Below are 16,583 nucleotides of genomic sequence, written 5' to 3' on the forward strand. Positions count from 1 at the left end.
TGTCCGGCTTTCTCTTTATAATTCAGCTCGACTTTTTAATTCGGTGTAATTCATGAAATCCCTTATCTCTTTTCTATTTCTTGCCGCGCTGACCGTCTCCGGCTGCGCCAATGACCCGACTGTAAAGGCCGCAGACGATGCCACTCAACAGCACGCTCATCATCATTCGGCGGAAGCAACAGGCACTTGCGCTGATGCCAGCGCGTCGCCCTCAAACCAATGCGCCGAAACCATAAGCGCCACTTTCGACGGCAAGGGCGTGCTATGGATTACCTGGGTAAACAATGATCATGTATACGTGCAATCATCGGAAGATAAGGGCTTAAGCTTTACCGCGCCGGTGCTGGTCAATGCCGCCGCCGAAAAAATAGAAGCCAAAGGCGAATATCGCCCGAAAATAAAGCTGGATGCCAAGGGCGCTATTTACTTAACCTGGACGCAAAAGCTGGAGGCTAAACATAGCGGCCATATCCGTTTTAGCCGTTCGATTGACGGCGGACAGCATTTTTCCGCGCCGGTTACCGTCAACGATAACCGGGACATCATCAGCCATCGCTTCGACAGCATGGCGATCGGCAAAAACGGCGAAATCTTTATCGCCTGGCTGGATGCCCGCGACGTTGAAGAAGCAAAAAAAGCCGGCAAGCAATTTGAGGGTTCTTCCCTGTATTACAGCTGGTCGGACGATGGCGGACAGCATTTTTATCCCAATAAAAGAATCGCTACCCATACTTGCCAGTGCTGCCGATTGGATACCGCAATAGCGCCCGACAATACGCCGGTCGTGACTTGGCGGCATGTTTTCGAAGGCGGCATCCGCGATCATGCGCTGGTTAAGTTTGTCGACTGGAAAACTCCCGGCGATACCCACCGCGTAGGACGGGACGACTGGAAAATCGATGCCTGTCCGCATCACGGCCCCGGCTTGTCGATTTCCGATTCCGGCATTTATCACACGGTATGGTTTAGCAATTCCGCCACCAACCAAGGCTTGTTTTATGCCTATTCGACCGATGCCGGGCGGCATTTTTCCACGCCGGTTAACTTCGGCAAAGAAGGAGCAGGCCATCCGCATGTGTTGGCTGTAGGTTCGCGGGTCAATGTGGTTTGGCAGGAGTTTAACGGCACTAACAATATTATCAAGCTGATGAAATCCGCCGACGACGGCAAAAGCTGGTCGAAGCCGGAAGTGATTGCGCAAACTGCCAAGTCCGGCGATCAGCCATTTCTGGTCAGTGACGGGCAGAAGATCTATCTTTCCTGGAAAACCCAGCAGCAGGATTATCAATTAAGGCCTATTGAGTAGGGGCAATATGGTTGATTTTACGCTGGTTCCCAAGCTCCGGCTTGGGAACCCAGAGGACGAAGCTCTCGGCAACCGCTCCTGCGTTGCTCTACCTCCTGCATCCATGCAGTCGTAGCTTCGCGAGACTGGAAGCTGGAGCTTCCCGTACTGAATTCCCAAGCTGGAGCTTGGGAACTAGCACGAGCCGCCAAAAGCATTGTCCACGAAAGACACGAAAAGCACGAAAATCCCCCAACACGATTATTTCGTGTCTTTCGTGCTTTTCGTGGACTGTGCTTTTTCCTACGGACCAAATTCTTGATGGGCTCTTCTTTCTCGGGAATCACCTTAAGCCGAAACTAATTATGTTGCCAAATAAAACTCTGCTTGAAGCCAGACAACTTGTGGTCAATTATAAAAACCATCGGGCGATTGACGGACTCGATTTGTCGGTTCCGGCAGGTAATGAAGCCGCCAAAAGCATTGTCCACGAAAGACACGAAAAGCACGAAAATCCCCCAACACGATTATTTCGTGTCTTTCGTGCTTTTCGTGGACTGTGCTTTTTCCTACGGACCAGATTCTTGATGGGCTCTTCTTTCTCGGGAATCACCTTAAGCCGAAACTAATTATGTTGCCAAATAAAACTCTGCTTGAAGCCAGACAACTGGTGGTCAATTATAAAAACCATCGTGCGATCGATGGGCTCGATTTGTCGGTTCCGGCAGGTTGCGTCTATGCCTTGTTGGGCGGCAATGGCGCGGGCAAAACCTCGACCATCAACACCTTTCTGGGTTTCAACAGGCCGACCGGCGGCAATGTCTTTATTGACGGCGAGTCGCCCGAGCAAAATCCAGCCGTGGTCCGTGCCAAGGTCGCGTACTTGCCGGAAAATGTTGCGCTCTACGAATACATGAGCGGCCTGGAAAACCTGCGCTTTTTCTGTACGTTGGCTAATATTCGCTTATCCCGGCAACACGCGCACGACCTGCTGGTGAATACCGGCTTGCAAACCGATGCCCACGACCGGCGAGTCTCGACTTATTCCAAGGGCATGCGCCAGAAAGTCGGTTTGGCTATTGCCTCGGCAAAACAGGCGAAAGTCATGCTGCTGGATGAGCCGACCTCCGGGCTCGATCCCAGTGCGGCCAATGATTTTGCCCAGCGGGTACGGGCAGCAGCCGATTTGGGCATGGCAGTGTTGATGGCGACCCATGATCTGTTTAACGCCAAACAGGTCGCCGACCGTATCGGTATCATGAAAGCCGGTCGCCTCGTTGAAGAGTTCGATGCGCACACCGTGGCGCATGATGAGCTGGAGCACAAATATCTGGCGCACGCGCGGGGCTTGCTTTGATTATTGCGATCGTTCACAAGGAGCTGCTGGCTGTGCTGCGCGACGGAAGACTGCTGGTGTTGGCATTTTCGGTATTCGCCGTGTTGACCGGATTTTTTCTGGCTTCCGTCGCCGAACATCAACAGGTGCAGCAGGAAAAGCAAGCCGTGGGCGCCACCGCCAAGGAACAATGGGATACGCAAGGCGTCAAGAATCCGCATGCGGCGGCGCATTTCGGTATTTATGTGTTCAAGCCGGATTCGCCGCTGGCTGCGGTAGATCCCGGATTGCGGCAATATACCGGCCAGACGCTCTGGCTGGAGCCGCACAAGCGCAACGGCGCGCGTTTCAGCCCGGCGGCCGATCAGGGCTTAGCCAGCCGCTTCGGGCAGGCCAGCGCCGGTTTTGTGTTATATGCGCTGCTTCCGCTATTGGTTATTGCGCTGGCTTTCAATGCGGTGACCCAGGAACGGGAGCAGGGCACCTTGCGCATGTTGCACAGTTTGGGGGTGTCGGCGACCAAGCTGTTGCTGGGCAAGTTTATCGGTTTGTTACTGGCTTTTGTTGCGGTGTTGATGCCGGCAATGGCGGTTGCGATCGTTATTTTGTATCAGAATTTCGATCTTGCCGGTGACGATATACTCAGGCTGTTTACGTTGAGCGGCACTTTTTTTATCTATTACGCGGTATTCGCGGCCTTGGCAATGTCCACGTCGATCCATTTCAAAAGCAGCCGCCTGGCTTTGTTCACCCTGCTGGCATTCTGGTCGGGCAGTGTGTTGATTGCCCCGCGCTTGGGCGCGGCAGCCGCAGAAATGATGGTTCCGACGCCCGGCGCTACGGCGTTTTGGGCGGGAATCAAAAAAGATATTCAGCAAGGTTTGGATAACGATGGCGATCATGATGCACGAGAGGCCTTATTCAAGGCTCAGGTGTTAAAGCAGTATGGCGTGGCGCGGGTTGAGGACTTGCCGGTAGGCTATGCCGCACTCAACCGCAATTTTAACGACGGTTATTCCGAACGAGTCCACGCCCTGCATTTCGACAGGCTGCGGGATGCGTTCGAGCGTCAGGGCCGGTTTATCCATATCGCCTCGCTGCTCGGTCCGAGCATAGCGATGCGCTCGGTGTCGATGACATTGTCGGGCATGGATCTGGCGCATCAACGGCATTTTGAGGATGCCGCCGAACATTACCGCCATTATTTTATCGGCCTGACCGACGACTGGGATCGCGAACGCAGTCACGGCACGGAGCGCGGCGCACAGGGTCATGATACCGACTGGGGCAGCGTTATGGCATTCAGTTATGCGCCGCCTTCGGTGGGCTTTGCGCTGCATCATGCGCTGGCCGAGCTGCTGGTGTTGCTGGCTTGGTTGGTTGCCGCGCTGACGTGGTTGCTGTTTTCCGCGAAGAGGCTGAAACCATGATCCTAAAAACAGCAATTGATCCACGAAAAACACAAAAAGCACGAAAATATTTAATGGACTATGCAGCTGTAAATTATTCACCAAAGAGTGAGTGGCTTTACCAATATAAGCTGTCGATTTATTTGGTGGCTTTCGTGTTTTTCGTGCCTTTCGTGGACGAATTGATATGAGTTTGTTACAAGCCGAGTGGCTGCGCTTTATCCGTAACCCGGTCAATCTGTGGGTTATTGCAGCATTCTTCGCCCTGCTGGCGGCCAGCGCGATATGGTCGGGGCTGGCCGCCAGCGAGTTTCGTGCCAAAGCGTTGCAGCCGCAACACCAAACCGGTAACAGTCAGGTTCGGGCGGAAATGCACGATGCGCCCGCTATCGGCAAAGCAGGCGACACAGCCAAGTTGGCTGATAGTACAATCGTGCGCCTTCCGGCGCTCGGCGGTTTGGCATTGAGCGTGCGGCAAATGGATCTGCTCGGTTCCGAACTGCGCATCTCGACCCGCAGCCGCTATACCGATGGCCGCAACAGCGATCAGCTGTTCAATCCGTTGCTGCGCGAGCTGGGCTTGCTCGATTTTGCAAGCATACTCGCGTTATTGTTGCCGTTGACCGTGATAGCCCTGACTTACGGTCTGGTGCAGGAAGATCGGGAGCGGGGCGTGTGGCGTTTGGTGTGCGCGCAAATGCCCCGTCCCTGGCAGTTGGTATTTGCCGCGCTCGCCGTGCGTCTGGCGGTGGTGTTGATGCCCGCCGTTGCGGCATCGCTACTTGCGTTTATGCTGGACTCCGGTTCGACCCTTTACGCGACAACGCACTGGCTGATTTTTGTCGGCGTGTTCACCGGGGTATGGATTGCGATGTCCGGGCTGTTTCTGTTGTTGCCTGTTTCATCGGGCGCAGCGGCGGTGGGCTTGTTAGGCGTGTGGTTAGTCACGACGTTTGCGGTCCCGGCGGGTTTGAGCTGGGCGGCGGACGGCATGCAACCCATGCCCTCGCGGCTTGAGGCAATTGTCGATATTCGCCGTGTTCAGGCGCAAACTTCCAAACAACAAGCCGACTTGCTGTCGGCCTGGTATCGGGCGCATCCTGAAGTCGCGCTTGTAAAAGAACCGTCCCGCGAGATTGCCGGTCTGCCCGCTAACCTGGAGCTTGATGGCAAGGTGCGGCCGCTGATGTATCGCTTCGATGAGGTTCGGAAAGCGCATTTTGAGTTTATGGAGCGATGGTCCGCGCTTTCGCCCGGACTGTCCGCCGTGTTGGCGGCCGACCGTTTGGCGGGCATCGATGCGCCCCGTTATGCCGAATACATTGAAGCGGCCAATCAATTTGAAGACCGGTGGCGGGTGTTTTTTGTTCCCGGAATCATGGCGCAGCAAGGTATACCGTCGTCGGATCATCAGCAACTGCCGGTAATGAAACCTTTGCCGACGGCTGAAACAGTGTGGACGGTCATATTGAGACAGTCGCTGAGCGGAATTTTGTTACTACTGGCGCTGATAATTTTACGCAAGCAATTCGGAAGGCCGTAAAATAGCGTTTAAAACCGATTGATAATAAATAGTCGTCAAGGTATGAAAACAATACTTTATGATGTCCCCACTTTAACGAGATAACAACTGACTTTTATGGAAATTATTTACTTTTTATTACACTTGCTCAAAGACCCGCTGACGACGCTGCAAGATTTTCTGGCGCATTACGAGATGCTTACCTATGGGATTTTGGTTGCGATAATTTTTGTCGAAACCGGCTTAATCGTTATGCCGCTGCTGCCCGGCGATTCTCTATTGTTTGCGGTGGGGCTGTTGGCGTCATCGACCGGGAAACTGGATATTCAAATCATTATTCCGTTGCTGATTGGCGCGGCTTTGCTGGGCGATAATGTCAATCATTATGTCGGCAAGCATTTTAGTAAGTTCGTTAAATCCCGTGAGCAGATTTTATTTTTTAAACGGGAATACATTACCCAAACCGAAGCGTTCTACGAAAAACACGGTGGCAAAGCCGTTATTATGGCCCGTTTCGTCCCGATCGTTCGCACCATTGCCCCTTTCGTCGCCGGTGCAGGCAGCATGAAATACTCAAAATACATTGTTTTTTGCATTATCGGTGCGACCTTATGGGTTTCCAGTATCACCTTAACCGGATATTTCTTAGGCTCGAATGAATGGGTTAAACACAATTTCGAGAAGATTGTTTTGGGTATTGTCTTTGTGTCGTTCATGCCGATGGTTTGGCAGTTTGTACGGGTTAAATGGCTGAAACAGGCTCAATCTATTTAAAGCGTTTCATTTTCCGCAACGACGGCTGTGACCGTACAGAGTAAAATACAGCTAAGACCTCGTTGTCCGGAATCTGAACATAACAAACGCACAATCGATGTTTAAAAGGTAATATCCTCTATGTTTTTATTTAACAGCCATGATGGCGGCGTGGCCGACCGGAATTTAACGCCTTCGGGTGACGAGGCGAGTTCGTTAGTGCAAAAAAAACCATCATTATTTGCAGCCTTAACCGGCGAAGAACATCCGCGCTTTATGGGTGGATTGCTGTTGATTTTAGTGCTGCTGTTGCATGTATGGGCGGGGCTTTGGCTTTTAAAACCCACCGAGAAACCCAAAACGCCATCGCTGATGGTGATGGAGGTCTCGCTAGTTTCTACGCCGAGTCAAAAAGCCGAAATTACACCGCCGGCGCCCCCAAAACCGGTGCCGCCAAAACCGGAACCGCCGAAAAAACAACCCGTCAAACAGCCGGTCAAGAAGAAAATGCCGGTGATTCCCAAGCAGGCGGAGCTACCGAAACCGCAGACCATTGCTGAAGAAAAGCCGGTGCCGTCCAATTCCGCGCCGACACCTCCAGTCTCAGCGCCACCACAAGCGGTCAGTCGGCCTGCTCCTCCTGCTGTAGTCAGCAGCGAACCGAGAATCAGCACCGGCGTGATTCCATTGGAACGAATCCCTCCCAAGTACCCGGCGCGGGCGGCTAACCGCCATATCGAAGGTTGGGTGAAAATCGAATTTACTATTACCACGAGCGGTACCGTTGAAAATGCCGTAGTTGTTGAGGCGGAACCCGAGGAAATCTTTGATGAGGCTGCGTTGAAAGCGATTAATCAATGGATCTTCAAGGAAAAAATAGTTGACGGTGTAGCGGTTGAGCAGCGTGCTGTTCAGACGTTGCAATTTAAATTAACAAGATAATCGGTTTACGCTTTACGGACTTACATTGGACATACCGGGACTGATATTCAGCGGTTTTGGTATGAACTTAAAAAATAGCGATCAGTTAGATGATTGCGCCCCTGTGTTTATTTGAATAATTAAAAAAGGAGATCTTAATGCCCCATCATATTGCGCCAGAAGTTATTATCGACGGTACCTTATACACGTTACTGGCCTTCTCAGTGGTCACCTGGACATTGATTCTTTTCAAGATCTGGCAGTTCACCAAGAATAGCTTTTATAACCGGGCTTTTAACAAGGTATTTTGGGATGCGGCCAATCTGGAGCAGGCGAAAACGTTGCCTGCCGAGATAGCCAGAGGGCCGCAAGCGCGGATTGCACAGCAAGGTTTTGCATGGATGAGCGAAAGTCAGCAGTCTGAGGGCCAGAGCCTTAAATATCGCGGCGTTCCGTCTGAATTACTTGAACATTCACTACTTGTTCAAATGCAGCAAGAGCAACACGCAATGGAAAGCGGCCTGACCATGCTTGCCAGTATCGGCAGCACCTCGCCGTTCGTCGGCTTGTTCGGCACGGTGTTGGGTATTATGCACGCGATGCATGAGATTACTGCCAGCGGTTCAACCAGTCTGGATGTGGTGGCAGGCCCTATCGGCGACGCGTTGGTCGCTACGGCAATCGGTATCGCGGTCGCGGTGCCGGCGGTATTAGCCTATAACTTTTTTTTGCGCCGGGTTAAACAGCAACGTGCCGGATTGGAAAACTTTGTCGTCAGTTTTATGCACATCGCCTCAAGTGCGAATGTCAACGGTAAGGAGTAGACATGGCTTTTAAACCGCAATCGGAAGATGAAGGAGCTATGAGCGACATTAACGTCACGCCGCTCGTCGATGTAATGCTGGTGCTGGTGATTATTTTATTAGTGACCGCGCCGTTACTCACGCAATCCGTGCATGTTACTTTACCGAAAACCGCTGAGACCACCGCGGATATTAAAGAACAACCGTTACAGCTCGGTATCGATGCGCAGGGGGTTATCACATTGAATAAGCTCCCAATCGCCGACCATGCCGCATTGGAGAGCGCATTGAAGGCAGAGCTTTTAAAAAATCCTGAAATCGGCTTGCATTTATATGCCGATCAGGATGTTGTTTATTCGAAGGTTGCCGAAGTCATGGCGACTGTGCAACATTCCGGGATTGCTAAAATAGCGTTCGTGACTGAGAAACAGTAGTCAATTTCCCCGCAGTAACTTAAGACATAAAGCCACGAAGAAACGGGAGGAAGCCTCCGTGAAAATCCGTATTCTTCGTGGTTTGTTAATAATTTATATACACTTTGTATACAAATTAACTCATTGATTAAGGACGGCTTTCAGTCTAATTTTATTCGGTGCGTATGGGGGCTGTGGTGTCGATCCCCTAGATCAGTGTATATTAAGCGATTAACTTTTAGCCCTTTTGTTCGAAAAGCCCTATGCGAATCCTGCCTTTTGAAGCTTTTTTACCCATTTTGTTGCATTAAGCAATGCGTTATCGCTTATTGAAATTTAAACGCATTCGGTGAAAACGACTTCGCGATGCGTGAAAAATCAACAGCTTTTGTTCAAATTTTGCCAGTCATTTAAGGTATAAAAATGCCGTTTTGCTCAAAATATATTCCGATCCTACTTGCCCTGTTTTTTCCTTTCTTATCAATGGCTGCCGATGAAGCAGGCGCTATTAGCCAAGTACAGCCATTAGATTTGACTCAGCATTGGGCCGGTTATTTGGCTTTGACAGTTTTTGCCGTTGCCTACATCCTTGCCATGACCGAGGAAGTGACTGAGTTAAAAAAATCCAAGCCGATGGTGTTTGCGGCGAGTCTCATCTGGATATTTATTGCCGTTTTTTATACCAAGGCCGGGATGAGCGAGCAAGCGGGTGTTGCGTTCCGCGCTACTCTTGAAAGTTATGGCGAGCTGTTTTTGTTCATCATGGTCTCGATGACTTATTTGAATGCGATGGAAGACCGAGGGGTATTTGACAGCCTGCGGGTCTGGTTATTGAGCAAGAACTTCAGCTATCGGCAATTATTCTGGATTACCGGTTTCCAGTCGTTCTTTATTTCGTCCGGTTGCAACAATCTGACCACAGCGTTGCTGATGGGCTCGGTTATTCTGGCGATGGGCAAAGATTGCCCGCGCTTTGTTGCCTTATCCTGCATCAATGTTGTGGTAGCCTCCAATGCGGGTGGCTCGTTCAGCCCTTTTGGCGACATCACTACGTTGCTGGTCTGGCAAAAAGGCGTTGTGCCGTTTACCGACTTCTTTTCCCTGTTGATTCCGGCCATCATCAACTTCGTAATACCTGCCGCGATCATGCATTTCTTTATTCCGCAACAAAGACCCGCAGCGGTAATGGAAGCTCAGGAAATGAAGCGGGGCGCCTGGATAATCATCTTTTTGTTCGTGTTGACCATTATTACCTCGGCTTGCTTCGAAAACTTCCTGGGTCTGCCGCCCGCAGCCGGGATGATGATGGGATTGACCTATTTGAAGTTTTTCAGTTATTACCTGCAAAAAACCAGCAATGCTCATTCCGTATTGATACCCGTGGATTTGACCGATGTCAAAATCGATCATTTTGCGCCGATGAAATATATGAACAATCCGCCGGCAGAGGTAAATCAACAACTGGCGAAGGAGCTGCCTTTTGATATTTTTCAGAAAGTTGCCAATTTGGAATGGGACACTTTGCTGTTTTTTTACGGTGTCATGGTAGGCGTCGGAGGTCTGAGCTTTATCGGCTATATGGAAGTGGCATCCCACCATCTTTACGGCAGCATTGACCCCACTGTAGCCAATATTCTGGTGGGCTTCGCCTCAGCATTCGTGGATAACGGCACTATTATGTTGTCTGTACTGACTATGGCGCCGGATATTTCCGAAGGACAATGGCTGCTGGTAACATTGACCGCCGGTGTGGGCGGCAGCATGTTGGCGGTAGGTTCCGCAGCAGGCGTGGGCTTAATGGGACAAGCTAAAGGAATTTACACCTTCACTAGCCATTTGAAATGGGCGCCGGTCATCGTATTGGGTTACTTCGGTAGCATAGCCGCTCACTTTCTTATCAATGGGCGTTATTTTTAGGCGATCCCTAAATTAACTTAAGGGAAATGCGGTTGTGATTTTACCGCCTACCTGGACAGTGTTTCGGCTGGTTTTTTTTACCTAATTCACTATTTATTATGTCGATAAGTTCACAGGGTCATTCCAAACGACAAGTAACCGTTTTAGCGCTGAGTGCAATCGGTGTTGTATTCGGCGATATTGGCACTAGCCCCTTATATGCGGTCAAGGAAGTTTTCGGCAGTCATTTGCCGATTGATAAACCCCATGTGCTAGGCGTGCTATCGCTGATTTTTTGGTCCTTGACTTTGGTGGTAACCACCAAATACGCAATCTTTATTATGCGCGCTAATAATAAAGGCGAAGGCGGCATCATGGCGCTAATGGCTTTAGCGTTGCAAAGCGCTAACGATAATCCGAAAAAAGCACGCTTTATCATTACCATCGGTTTGCTCGGCGCCGCTTTGTTTTACGGCGACAGCATTATTACCCCTGCAATATCGGTATTAAGTGCAGTCGAAGGCTTGCAAATCATTGCGCCTTCTTTAAGCCATTATGTATTGCCGATTGCTATTACGGTTCTCAGCGCTCTTTTCATTGTGCAAGCTAAAGGTACGGGAGCGGTCGGAAAAATGTTTTCACCCATCATGTGTCTTTGGTTTGCTATTTTGGGCATTCTCGGCATAAATAATATTATCAATACGCCCGCTGTATTGGCCGCAGTTAACCCTTATTACGCGGTTCATTTATTGCTTGAATTAGGCTGGCACGGTTTTTTAATTATGGGCGCGGTGGTTTTGGCAATAACCGGTGCCGAGGCGCTTTATGCCGACATGGGGCATTTCGGTTTGAAACCCATCCGTTATGCCTGGTTCAGCTTTGTTTTTCCTGCCTTATTACTGAACTATTTCGGACAGGGAGCGTTACTGCTTGATCACCCTGAGGCGGTGAAAAATCCATTCTATTTGATGGCGCCGACCTGGGCGATGTATCCGCTATTAATTTTGTCGACACTGGCGTCGGTTATTGCCTCCCAAGCGGTAATATCCGGTGCATTCTCGGTTACAAGACAAGCCATACAGCTTGGCTACTGTCCACGCATGAATATTTCGCATACTTCGGGTCAAGAAGTAGGGCAAGTGTATATTCCTGCCATCAATTGGTTATTGATGGTCTCGGTATTTGTAGTGGTATTGAGTTTCGAGTCTTCCTCGGCACTTGCTTCCGCTTATGGCATTGCCGTTACCGGAACTATGATTGTCGATACTCTTTTGGCGTTTATCGTCATTAAAGGAATTTGGCAATGGAAAAAATCGGCCAGTGTTGCTTTTTTGACAACTTTTTTAACGGTAGATTTTTTGTTTCTTTCTTCTAACAGTTTAAAAATACCGACCGGCGGCTGGTTGCCTTTGATCATCGGAGCTGTGCTGTTCTTGATGATGACGACCTGGATTAAAGGTCGTGCCTTGTTGGCGGAATATATGGATGAGAGGCGTGTGCTGTTTGAGGACTTGGAAGATAAAATAATAAGTCATCAGGCAGTAACCGTTAAAGGTTCGGCCATTTATCTGGCTAAAAGCGTACATGGCGTGCCACAGGTATTTTTACACAATTTCGAGCACAACCATGTATTGCATGAACAAATCATGGTGTTAACCATTGTCACTAAAGATGAGCCGTACGTTGATGTGGCGCACCGGATCAAGATTCGCGCATTTGGCAAGAATAACAATTTTTATCGGGTTAAACTTTATTATGGTTTTATGCAAAATCCTGATGTCAGACAAGCTTTGGAACAGTGCGCTCAGGAAGGCTTAAACATCGATTTCAAGCAGACATCGTTTTTTATCGGTAGTGAAAGGGTCTCTTTCCGGAAAAAAAGTCCCATGCCTAAATGGCGCAGGCCCTTATTCAGGTTTTTATTCCACAATGCCTCAAGCGCGATAGAATTTTTCAAAATTCCCGTTGAGCGCGTCATTGAGCTGGGTATCCGTATCGAACTTTAGCGGTGTGTAAGGGGTGACTTTTGTTCGTCAATTCAATTGCTTATTGGAGTCTGTCCGGGAATTGTGTTTTCACAAAAGTCTATTGCTGACCTCTAACACGAAATCTTCGTTTATACCGCTACTGCGTTCAAATTCTCGTCTTCATACAAGCGTGTTTTCTTCCAGCCGGCAAATTTGCTGTCATAAAATTCAAGATCATTATCAATCGAAAATTCATAACAACTTCTGAACAGCTTGGCGGTACGAAACGCATGCAATTCATCATCCGCCGTTACTTTATCGACATTGCCAACCTGAAAGGTTTTATTCCTGGATTTGCAATTGCTGACCCAAAAAACGGTATAGCAAAGATAGCTTTTGTCTTTGCGATGATCATACTTGATGGTTCTGGACACGCCCGTGACACCGGTGGTGGTTTTATTTTTGGGCGGCTTAAGGAATCGTGTCTTGCTGCCTTTTAAAACGGTCAGCATTTGATCACGCCAGGTAATTGCGGCTTTCAACGATTTTCCTTTGTTGCCCCACAATTTATGTGAAAAATAGCGGCTGCTTTCTTTGCCGCGCCTTACGATGCGTACCTGAAAACCGAATACATCGGGTTCGGTAATATGTTTATTTTTTGCCATGATAGAATTCCATCAAACGAATGAATTGAATGAATTTAACAGCCAAGTTAGGGCGACAGGACTTAAAAAAACCTGCGTAGAGCAAATCCCTGACTCTATTGTAAGCTATTGATGACAAATTATGGCTAAAATTAAAATTAAAGCAAGCTAAAAATAACAACAATTTAGACAAATCCCTACTAATCTAGTGTACAATTTCACCAATCCACTGCTTCAGTGGCTAACACTAAAGTTAACAGTCTTTTGTTTTTTCACTATTTATTTGGAGATAATCAATGAGCGTATTAGTCGGTAAACAAGCACCTGATTTTACAGTTCCTGCCGTTCTGGGCGATGGTCAAATAGTTGATTCATTTAGTTTTTCTGAGGCGACTGGCGGAAAATATGCGGTAGTGTTTTTCTACCCGTTAGATTTCACCTTTGTTTGTCCAAGTGAGTTGATTGCTTTAGATCACCGTATGGATGCATTCAAAAGCCGTAATGTCGAAGTGATTGCCGTGTCTATAGACTCTCATTTCACCCACAACGCATGGCGTAATACGCCCGTCAATAAAGGCGGTATAGGTCCTGTCCGTTACACAATGGCTGCGGATATATCTCACTCTATTTGTAAAGATTATGATGTTGAAGCGAGTGGTGGCGTGGCTTACCGCGGCACATTCCTGATCGATCGCGCCGGTATGGTTCGTCATCAGGTTGTTAACGATCTGCCTTTAGGCCGCGACATGGATGAACTGTTGCGCATGATTGATGCCTTACAATTCCACGAAGAACATGGCGAAGTATGTCCAGCAGGCTGGCATAAAGGCGATTCAGGTATGAACGCAAATCCTGCCGGTGTTGCAGAATACTTGGATAAAAATGCCGACAAGCTGTAAGTAACAGCCGGTTATTGGGTCGGTCCAACAGGCCGCCCAATATAAAATAAAAAAGGCTTAGACATTGATTGTCTAAGCCTTTTTTATTGCGCCCGGAGAGGATAAACAGGCGGATTAATTCTCGGTCAAAGCGATGTTGATATTCCTTGGCAGCATGAGGAGAGGGGTTAGGCTTACTCGCTATTCCGCTTTGTTTTGTGCGACAGCCGGCGCTTCATCGAGAAATTTTCGGTAATTAATTGAAACCTTAAGCCCTGCAAAGCGCCCGGCCATTCTAACCAGCTCCTGGGTCCTTTTATCAAAACTGATTTTAACCTCGTTTAAAGCGCGATCCTCATAGCCTTCTTCTATATGATGAGTTTCCAGCAGAAAACGGTAAATATAGACTTCCTGTTCTCCTTCATCCTTGATTTCAAAAGGTTCTCCCAGTTGTGCCAGAACGGCCGGTTTTTTGGGCAAATCATCGGAAATTTTTTCCAGCAATGCCGAGTTGGCTTTGAGCTGTTGTTTTTCTTTGTCGATTTCGGCTCCGCCTATAGAGCGTAAAGAAACCTCTAAAAACTTGGGCGGGGCAATCGCCAAAAAAAGTGAAGAAAACGACCAGGCAATCAAACGATTTTCTTTATTAAAATTTAAATCCGAATAAAATTTTACTTCCGGCTTGATCAGGTTATTGTTGCCGTCAACCTTGCGAAACCAGTATCGCCAGCGTCTGCCTTCCGGTGTTGGGTCATCCTGGCTGGCATAAAGTTTGGACAGGGAAACAAAATCCTTGCTGTAAAGAATGGGATCCTTGAAGCGCAAGGTAAATTCATCATTGGCTACGACGGAAAAGTGGCGGTCGAACTCATCCATCTGCAAGTAGACTTGATAAGCCCTAACCCAGTACATGCAACCGGATAATGAAGCTGTCAGTGCCAGTAAAAAAATAATGCGAAGACTTCGTTTGATTATTCCGGTTTTCATGGGATTGGTGATTAATGTCGTGTTCCGGAGTTTGGAACGGTACTTTTCTGAGACAGGATATTCTCCACGTCAACTTTATCAAAGCGGTAGTGTTCGCTACAGAATTCGCAGTTTACTTCAATAATATCGCGCTCCTTTAGAATATCTTCCAGTTCGGTCCGGCCCATAGCGAATAATGTTTTTTCGATGTTTGGCCGTGAGCAGGCGCAGCTAAATTCAACCGGTTCCGCGTCAAACAGCCTGACTTTTTCCTGATTGAATAATCGATACAATAGCTGTTCGCAATCCAGTTCGAACAGTTCCTGCTCGGTTACTGTGTTTGCCAGTATTTCGATATGCTCCCAATCAGCCTCATAATTTTCCTGCGCCGGAAGTTCCTGCAATAATAATCCTACGGCATGGGTTGCATTGGCAAATAGCCACAAGCGAGTCTTAAGTTGCTCGGATTGCTCAAAATAGGTTTGCAAAACGGTAGCCAAATTGTTGCCCTGAAGCGGGACGATGCCCTGATAAGGCGCGCCGTTTTCCGATTCTATGGTTAACACCAGCCGCCCTTGTCCGAACATGGATTCTAACGGGCCGGCGGCTATGTTTTCCTTGCCTCTTACCAAGCCTCTTATTTTTCGCTGATCCGTAGCCTGCGCAACCAGTGTTTTAATATCACCGTCGCCTTGGGCCTGAAGGATCATCGAGCCTTTAAACTTGACGGTAGCCGACAACATAACTACGGCCGCCAGCGCTTGTCCCAACTGCTGCTGCACGATTTCAGAACCGCGCTGATGAAGTTTTGCCGCTTGCCAGCTGGTGGTTAATTTGACCCATTCTCCGCGAACGCCCAGCTCTTCAAATAAAAAACGGCGTAATAAATCTTGCTCTATCATGTTTCTCCAGTTAAAAAATCGTGCATTTTGTTACATCAGGATCATAATAATCTTTGCCCAAACAGTCTTATAAAAATACCACAAGCCATGATTTTTTCGTCAAAAAAATTGACTCTACCTGATCCCAAAGAAGCTTTACCCGGCCGAAATACCCCCATGCCTGTTACAAACAGGCATTTTGTAACAGGCAACCCGATAGTTCCACCGTTTCCGGAGACTATGGAGCAGGCCTTGTTTGGAATGGGCTGCTTTTGGGGAGCGGAACGGAAATTTTGGCAATGTCCCGGTGTGTTTAGCACGGCAGTCGGATATACCGGCGGTTATACCCCCAACCCGACTTATGAGGAGTTATGTACCGGTTTAACCGGGCATAATGAGGTTGTCAAAGTTATTTACGATCCGGTTCTTGTTTCATACTGCGAATTGCTCCGGCTTTTTTGGGAATCCCACAACCCCACGCAAGGTATGAGACAAGGCAATGATAGGGGGACGCAATATAGATCCGGTATTTATACTTATACCCTGCAACAACTCGATGAAGCGCTTGAATCAAAACAACACTATCAGCATCAACTTACTCAAGCAGGTTTTGAACAAATAACTACCGAGATCATGCCGGCAAGTGAGTTTTATTATGCCGAAGATATGCACCAACAATATCTGGCCAAGAATCCTATGGGATACTGCGGTTTAGGCGGGCTAGGCGTGGTTTTTTGACTAACGTTTGATTACACAAGACAAAAAAAAGGCGGTTTAAAAAAACCGCCTTGGAATATATTTAGGAAGAATATAACGCAACTTTTCAGCTATGGTGCTCTACAAGAGCCTTAAAAGTTAGGTTAATAATATCAATAAATAGTGCAACACAAAATGTGACATATTGTCGCA

At 48.4% G+C, this 16,583-nt stretch carries 15 protein-coding genes; 12 read left to right on the top strand and 3 right to left on the bottom strand.

The window, feature by feature from the left end; genetic code table 11:
- Positions 1-52 precede the first annotated feature (52 nt).
- The 10 genes from METTU_RS11435 to METTU_RS11485 all read left to right on the top strand — a co-directional run bounded on the left by METTU_RS11435 (position 53) and on the right by METTU_RS11485 (position 12,344).
- Positions 53-1,306, top strand: coding sequence for a sialidase family protein (locus tag METTU_RS11435; RefSeq protein ID WP_006891745.1), 1,254 nt, complete (start codon positions 53-55; stop codon positions 1,304-1,306).
- Between the two features lie 610 nt (positions 1,307-1,916).
- The gene (locus tag METTU_RS11445; RefSeq protein WP_006891746.1) at positions 1,917-2,642 is read left to right on the top strand and encodes an ABC transporter ATP-binding protein; all 726 of its coding nucleotides are present in this window, start codon (positions 1,917-1,919) and stop codon (positions 2,640-2,642) included.
- Positions 2,639-4,051: a DUF3526 domain-containing protein gene (locus METTU_RS11450; RefSeq protein ID WP_040579757.1), complete on the top strand. Its 1,413-nt coding sequence runs from the start codon at positions 2,639-2,641 to the stop codon at positions 4,049-4,051. Before METTU_RS11445 ends, METTU_RS11450 begins: the two co-directional genes overlap by 4 nt.
- Positions 4,052-4,217: 166 nt before the next feature.
- Positions 4,218-5,573 carry a DUF3526 domain-containing protein gene (locus METTU_RS11455; protein WP_006891749.1) on the top strand — a complete coding sequence of 452 codons (1,356 nt, stop codon included), beginning with the start codon at positions 4,218-4,220 and terminating at the stop codon, positions 5,571-5,573.
- A gap of 96 nt (positions 5,574-5,669) precedes the next feature.
- Positions 5,670-6,326, top strand: coding sequence for a VTT domain-containing protein (locus METTU_RS11460; protein WP_006891750.1), 657 nt, complete (start codon positions 5,670-5,672; stop codon positions 6,324-6,326).
- Between the two features lie 120 nt (positions 6,327-6,446).
- Positions 6,447-7,247, top strand: a complete 801-nt coding sequence (locus METTU_RS21780; RefSeq protein ID WP_006891751.1) for an energy transducer TonB — start codon at positions 6,447-6,449, stop codon at positions 7,245-7,247.
- Positions 7,248-7,384: 137 nt separating this feature from the next.
- Positions 7,385-8,050, top strand: a complete 666-nt coding sequence (locus tag METTU_RS11470; RefSeq protein ID WP_006891752.1) for a MotA/TolQ/ExbB proton channel family protein — start codon at positions 7,385-7,387, stop codon at positions 8,048-8,050.
- A 2-nt stretch (positions 8,051-8,052) separates the two neighbouring features.
- On the top strand, positions 8,053-8,463 hold the full coding sequence (locus METTU_RS11475; protein WP_006891753.1) for an ExbD/TolR family protein: 411 nt from the start codon (positions 8,053-8,055) through the stop codon (positions 8,461-8,463).
- A 462-nt stretch (positions 8,464-8,925) separates the two neighbouring features.
- The gene (nhaD, locus tag METTU_RS11480; RefSeq protein WP_254257904.1) at positions 8,926-10,359 is read left to right on the top strand and encodes a sodium:proton antiporter NhaD; all 1,434 of its coding nucleotides are present in this window, start codon (positions 8,926-8,928) and stop codon (positions 10,357-10,359) included.
- Positions 10,360-10,457: 98 nt separating this feature from the next.
- Complete coding sequence (locus METTU_RS11485; protein WP_006891755.1) at positions 10,458-12,344, top strand: potassium transporter Kup; 1,887 nt, start codon at positions 10,458-10,460, stop codon at positions 12,342-12,344.
- Between the two features lie 110 nt (positions 12,345-12,454).
- Here the strand turns inward: METTU_RS11485 and METTU_RS11490 are convergent, their stop codons facing one another.
- The gene (locus METTU_RS11490; protein WP_006891756.1) at positions 12,455-12,970 is read right to left on the bottom strand and encodes a hypothetical protein; all 516 of its coding nucleotides are present in this window, start codon (positions 12,968-12,970) and stop codon (positions 12,455-12,457) included.
- 275 nt (positions 12,971-13,245) lie between these two features.
- On the opposite strand from METTU_RS11490, the gene METTU_RS11495 reads away from it, so the two are divergent.
- Complete coding sequence (locus tag METTU_RS11495) at positions 13,246-13,848, top strand: peroxiredoxin (RefSeq protein WP_006891757.1); 603 nt, start codon at positions 13,246-13,248, stop codon at positions 13,846-13,848.
- Between the two features lie 180 nt (positions 13,849-14,028).
- On the opposite strand, the gene METTU_RS11500 is transcribed toward METTU_RS11495, so the two are convergent.
- Positions 14,029-14,814 carry a hypothetical protein gene (locus tag METTU_RS11500; RefSeq protein ID WP_006891758.1) on the bottom strand — a complete coding sequence of 262 codons (786 nt, stop codon included), beginning with the start codon at positions 14,812-14,814 and terminating at the stop codon, positions 14,029-14,031.
- An 11-nt stretch (positions 14,815-14,825) separates the two neighbouring features.
- Entirely contained in the window at positions 14,826-15,695 is an 870-nt protein-coding gene (gene hslO, locus METTU_RS11505; RefSeq protein ID WP_006891759.1) for an Hsp33 family molecular chaperone HslO, read from the bottom strand.
- A gap of 87 nt (positions 15,696-15,782) precedes the next feature.
- Between hslO and msrA the strand changes: the two genes are divergently transcribed.
- The gene (gene msrA, locus METTU_RS11510; protein WP_006891760.1) at positions 15,783-16,412 is read left to right on the top strand and encodes a peptide-methionine (S)-S-oxide reductase MsrA; all 630 of its coding nucleotides are present in this window, start codon (positions 15,783-15,785) and stop codon (positions 16,410-16,412) included.
- Positions 16,413-16,583: the final 171 nt, after the last annotated feature.

Origin of the sequence: Methylobacter tundripaludum SV96, from assembly GCF_000190755.2 — a bacterium.
GTDB lineage: Bacteria > Pseudomonadota > Gammaproteobacteria > Methylococcales > Methylomonadaceae > Methylobacter_A > Methylobacter_A tundripaludum.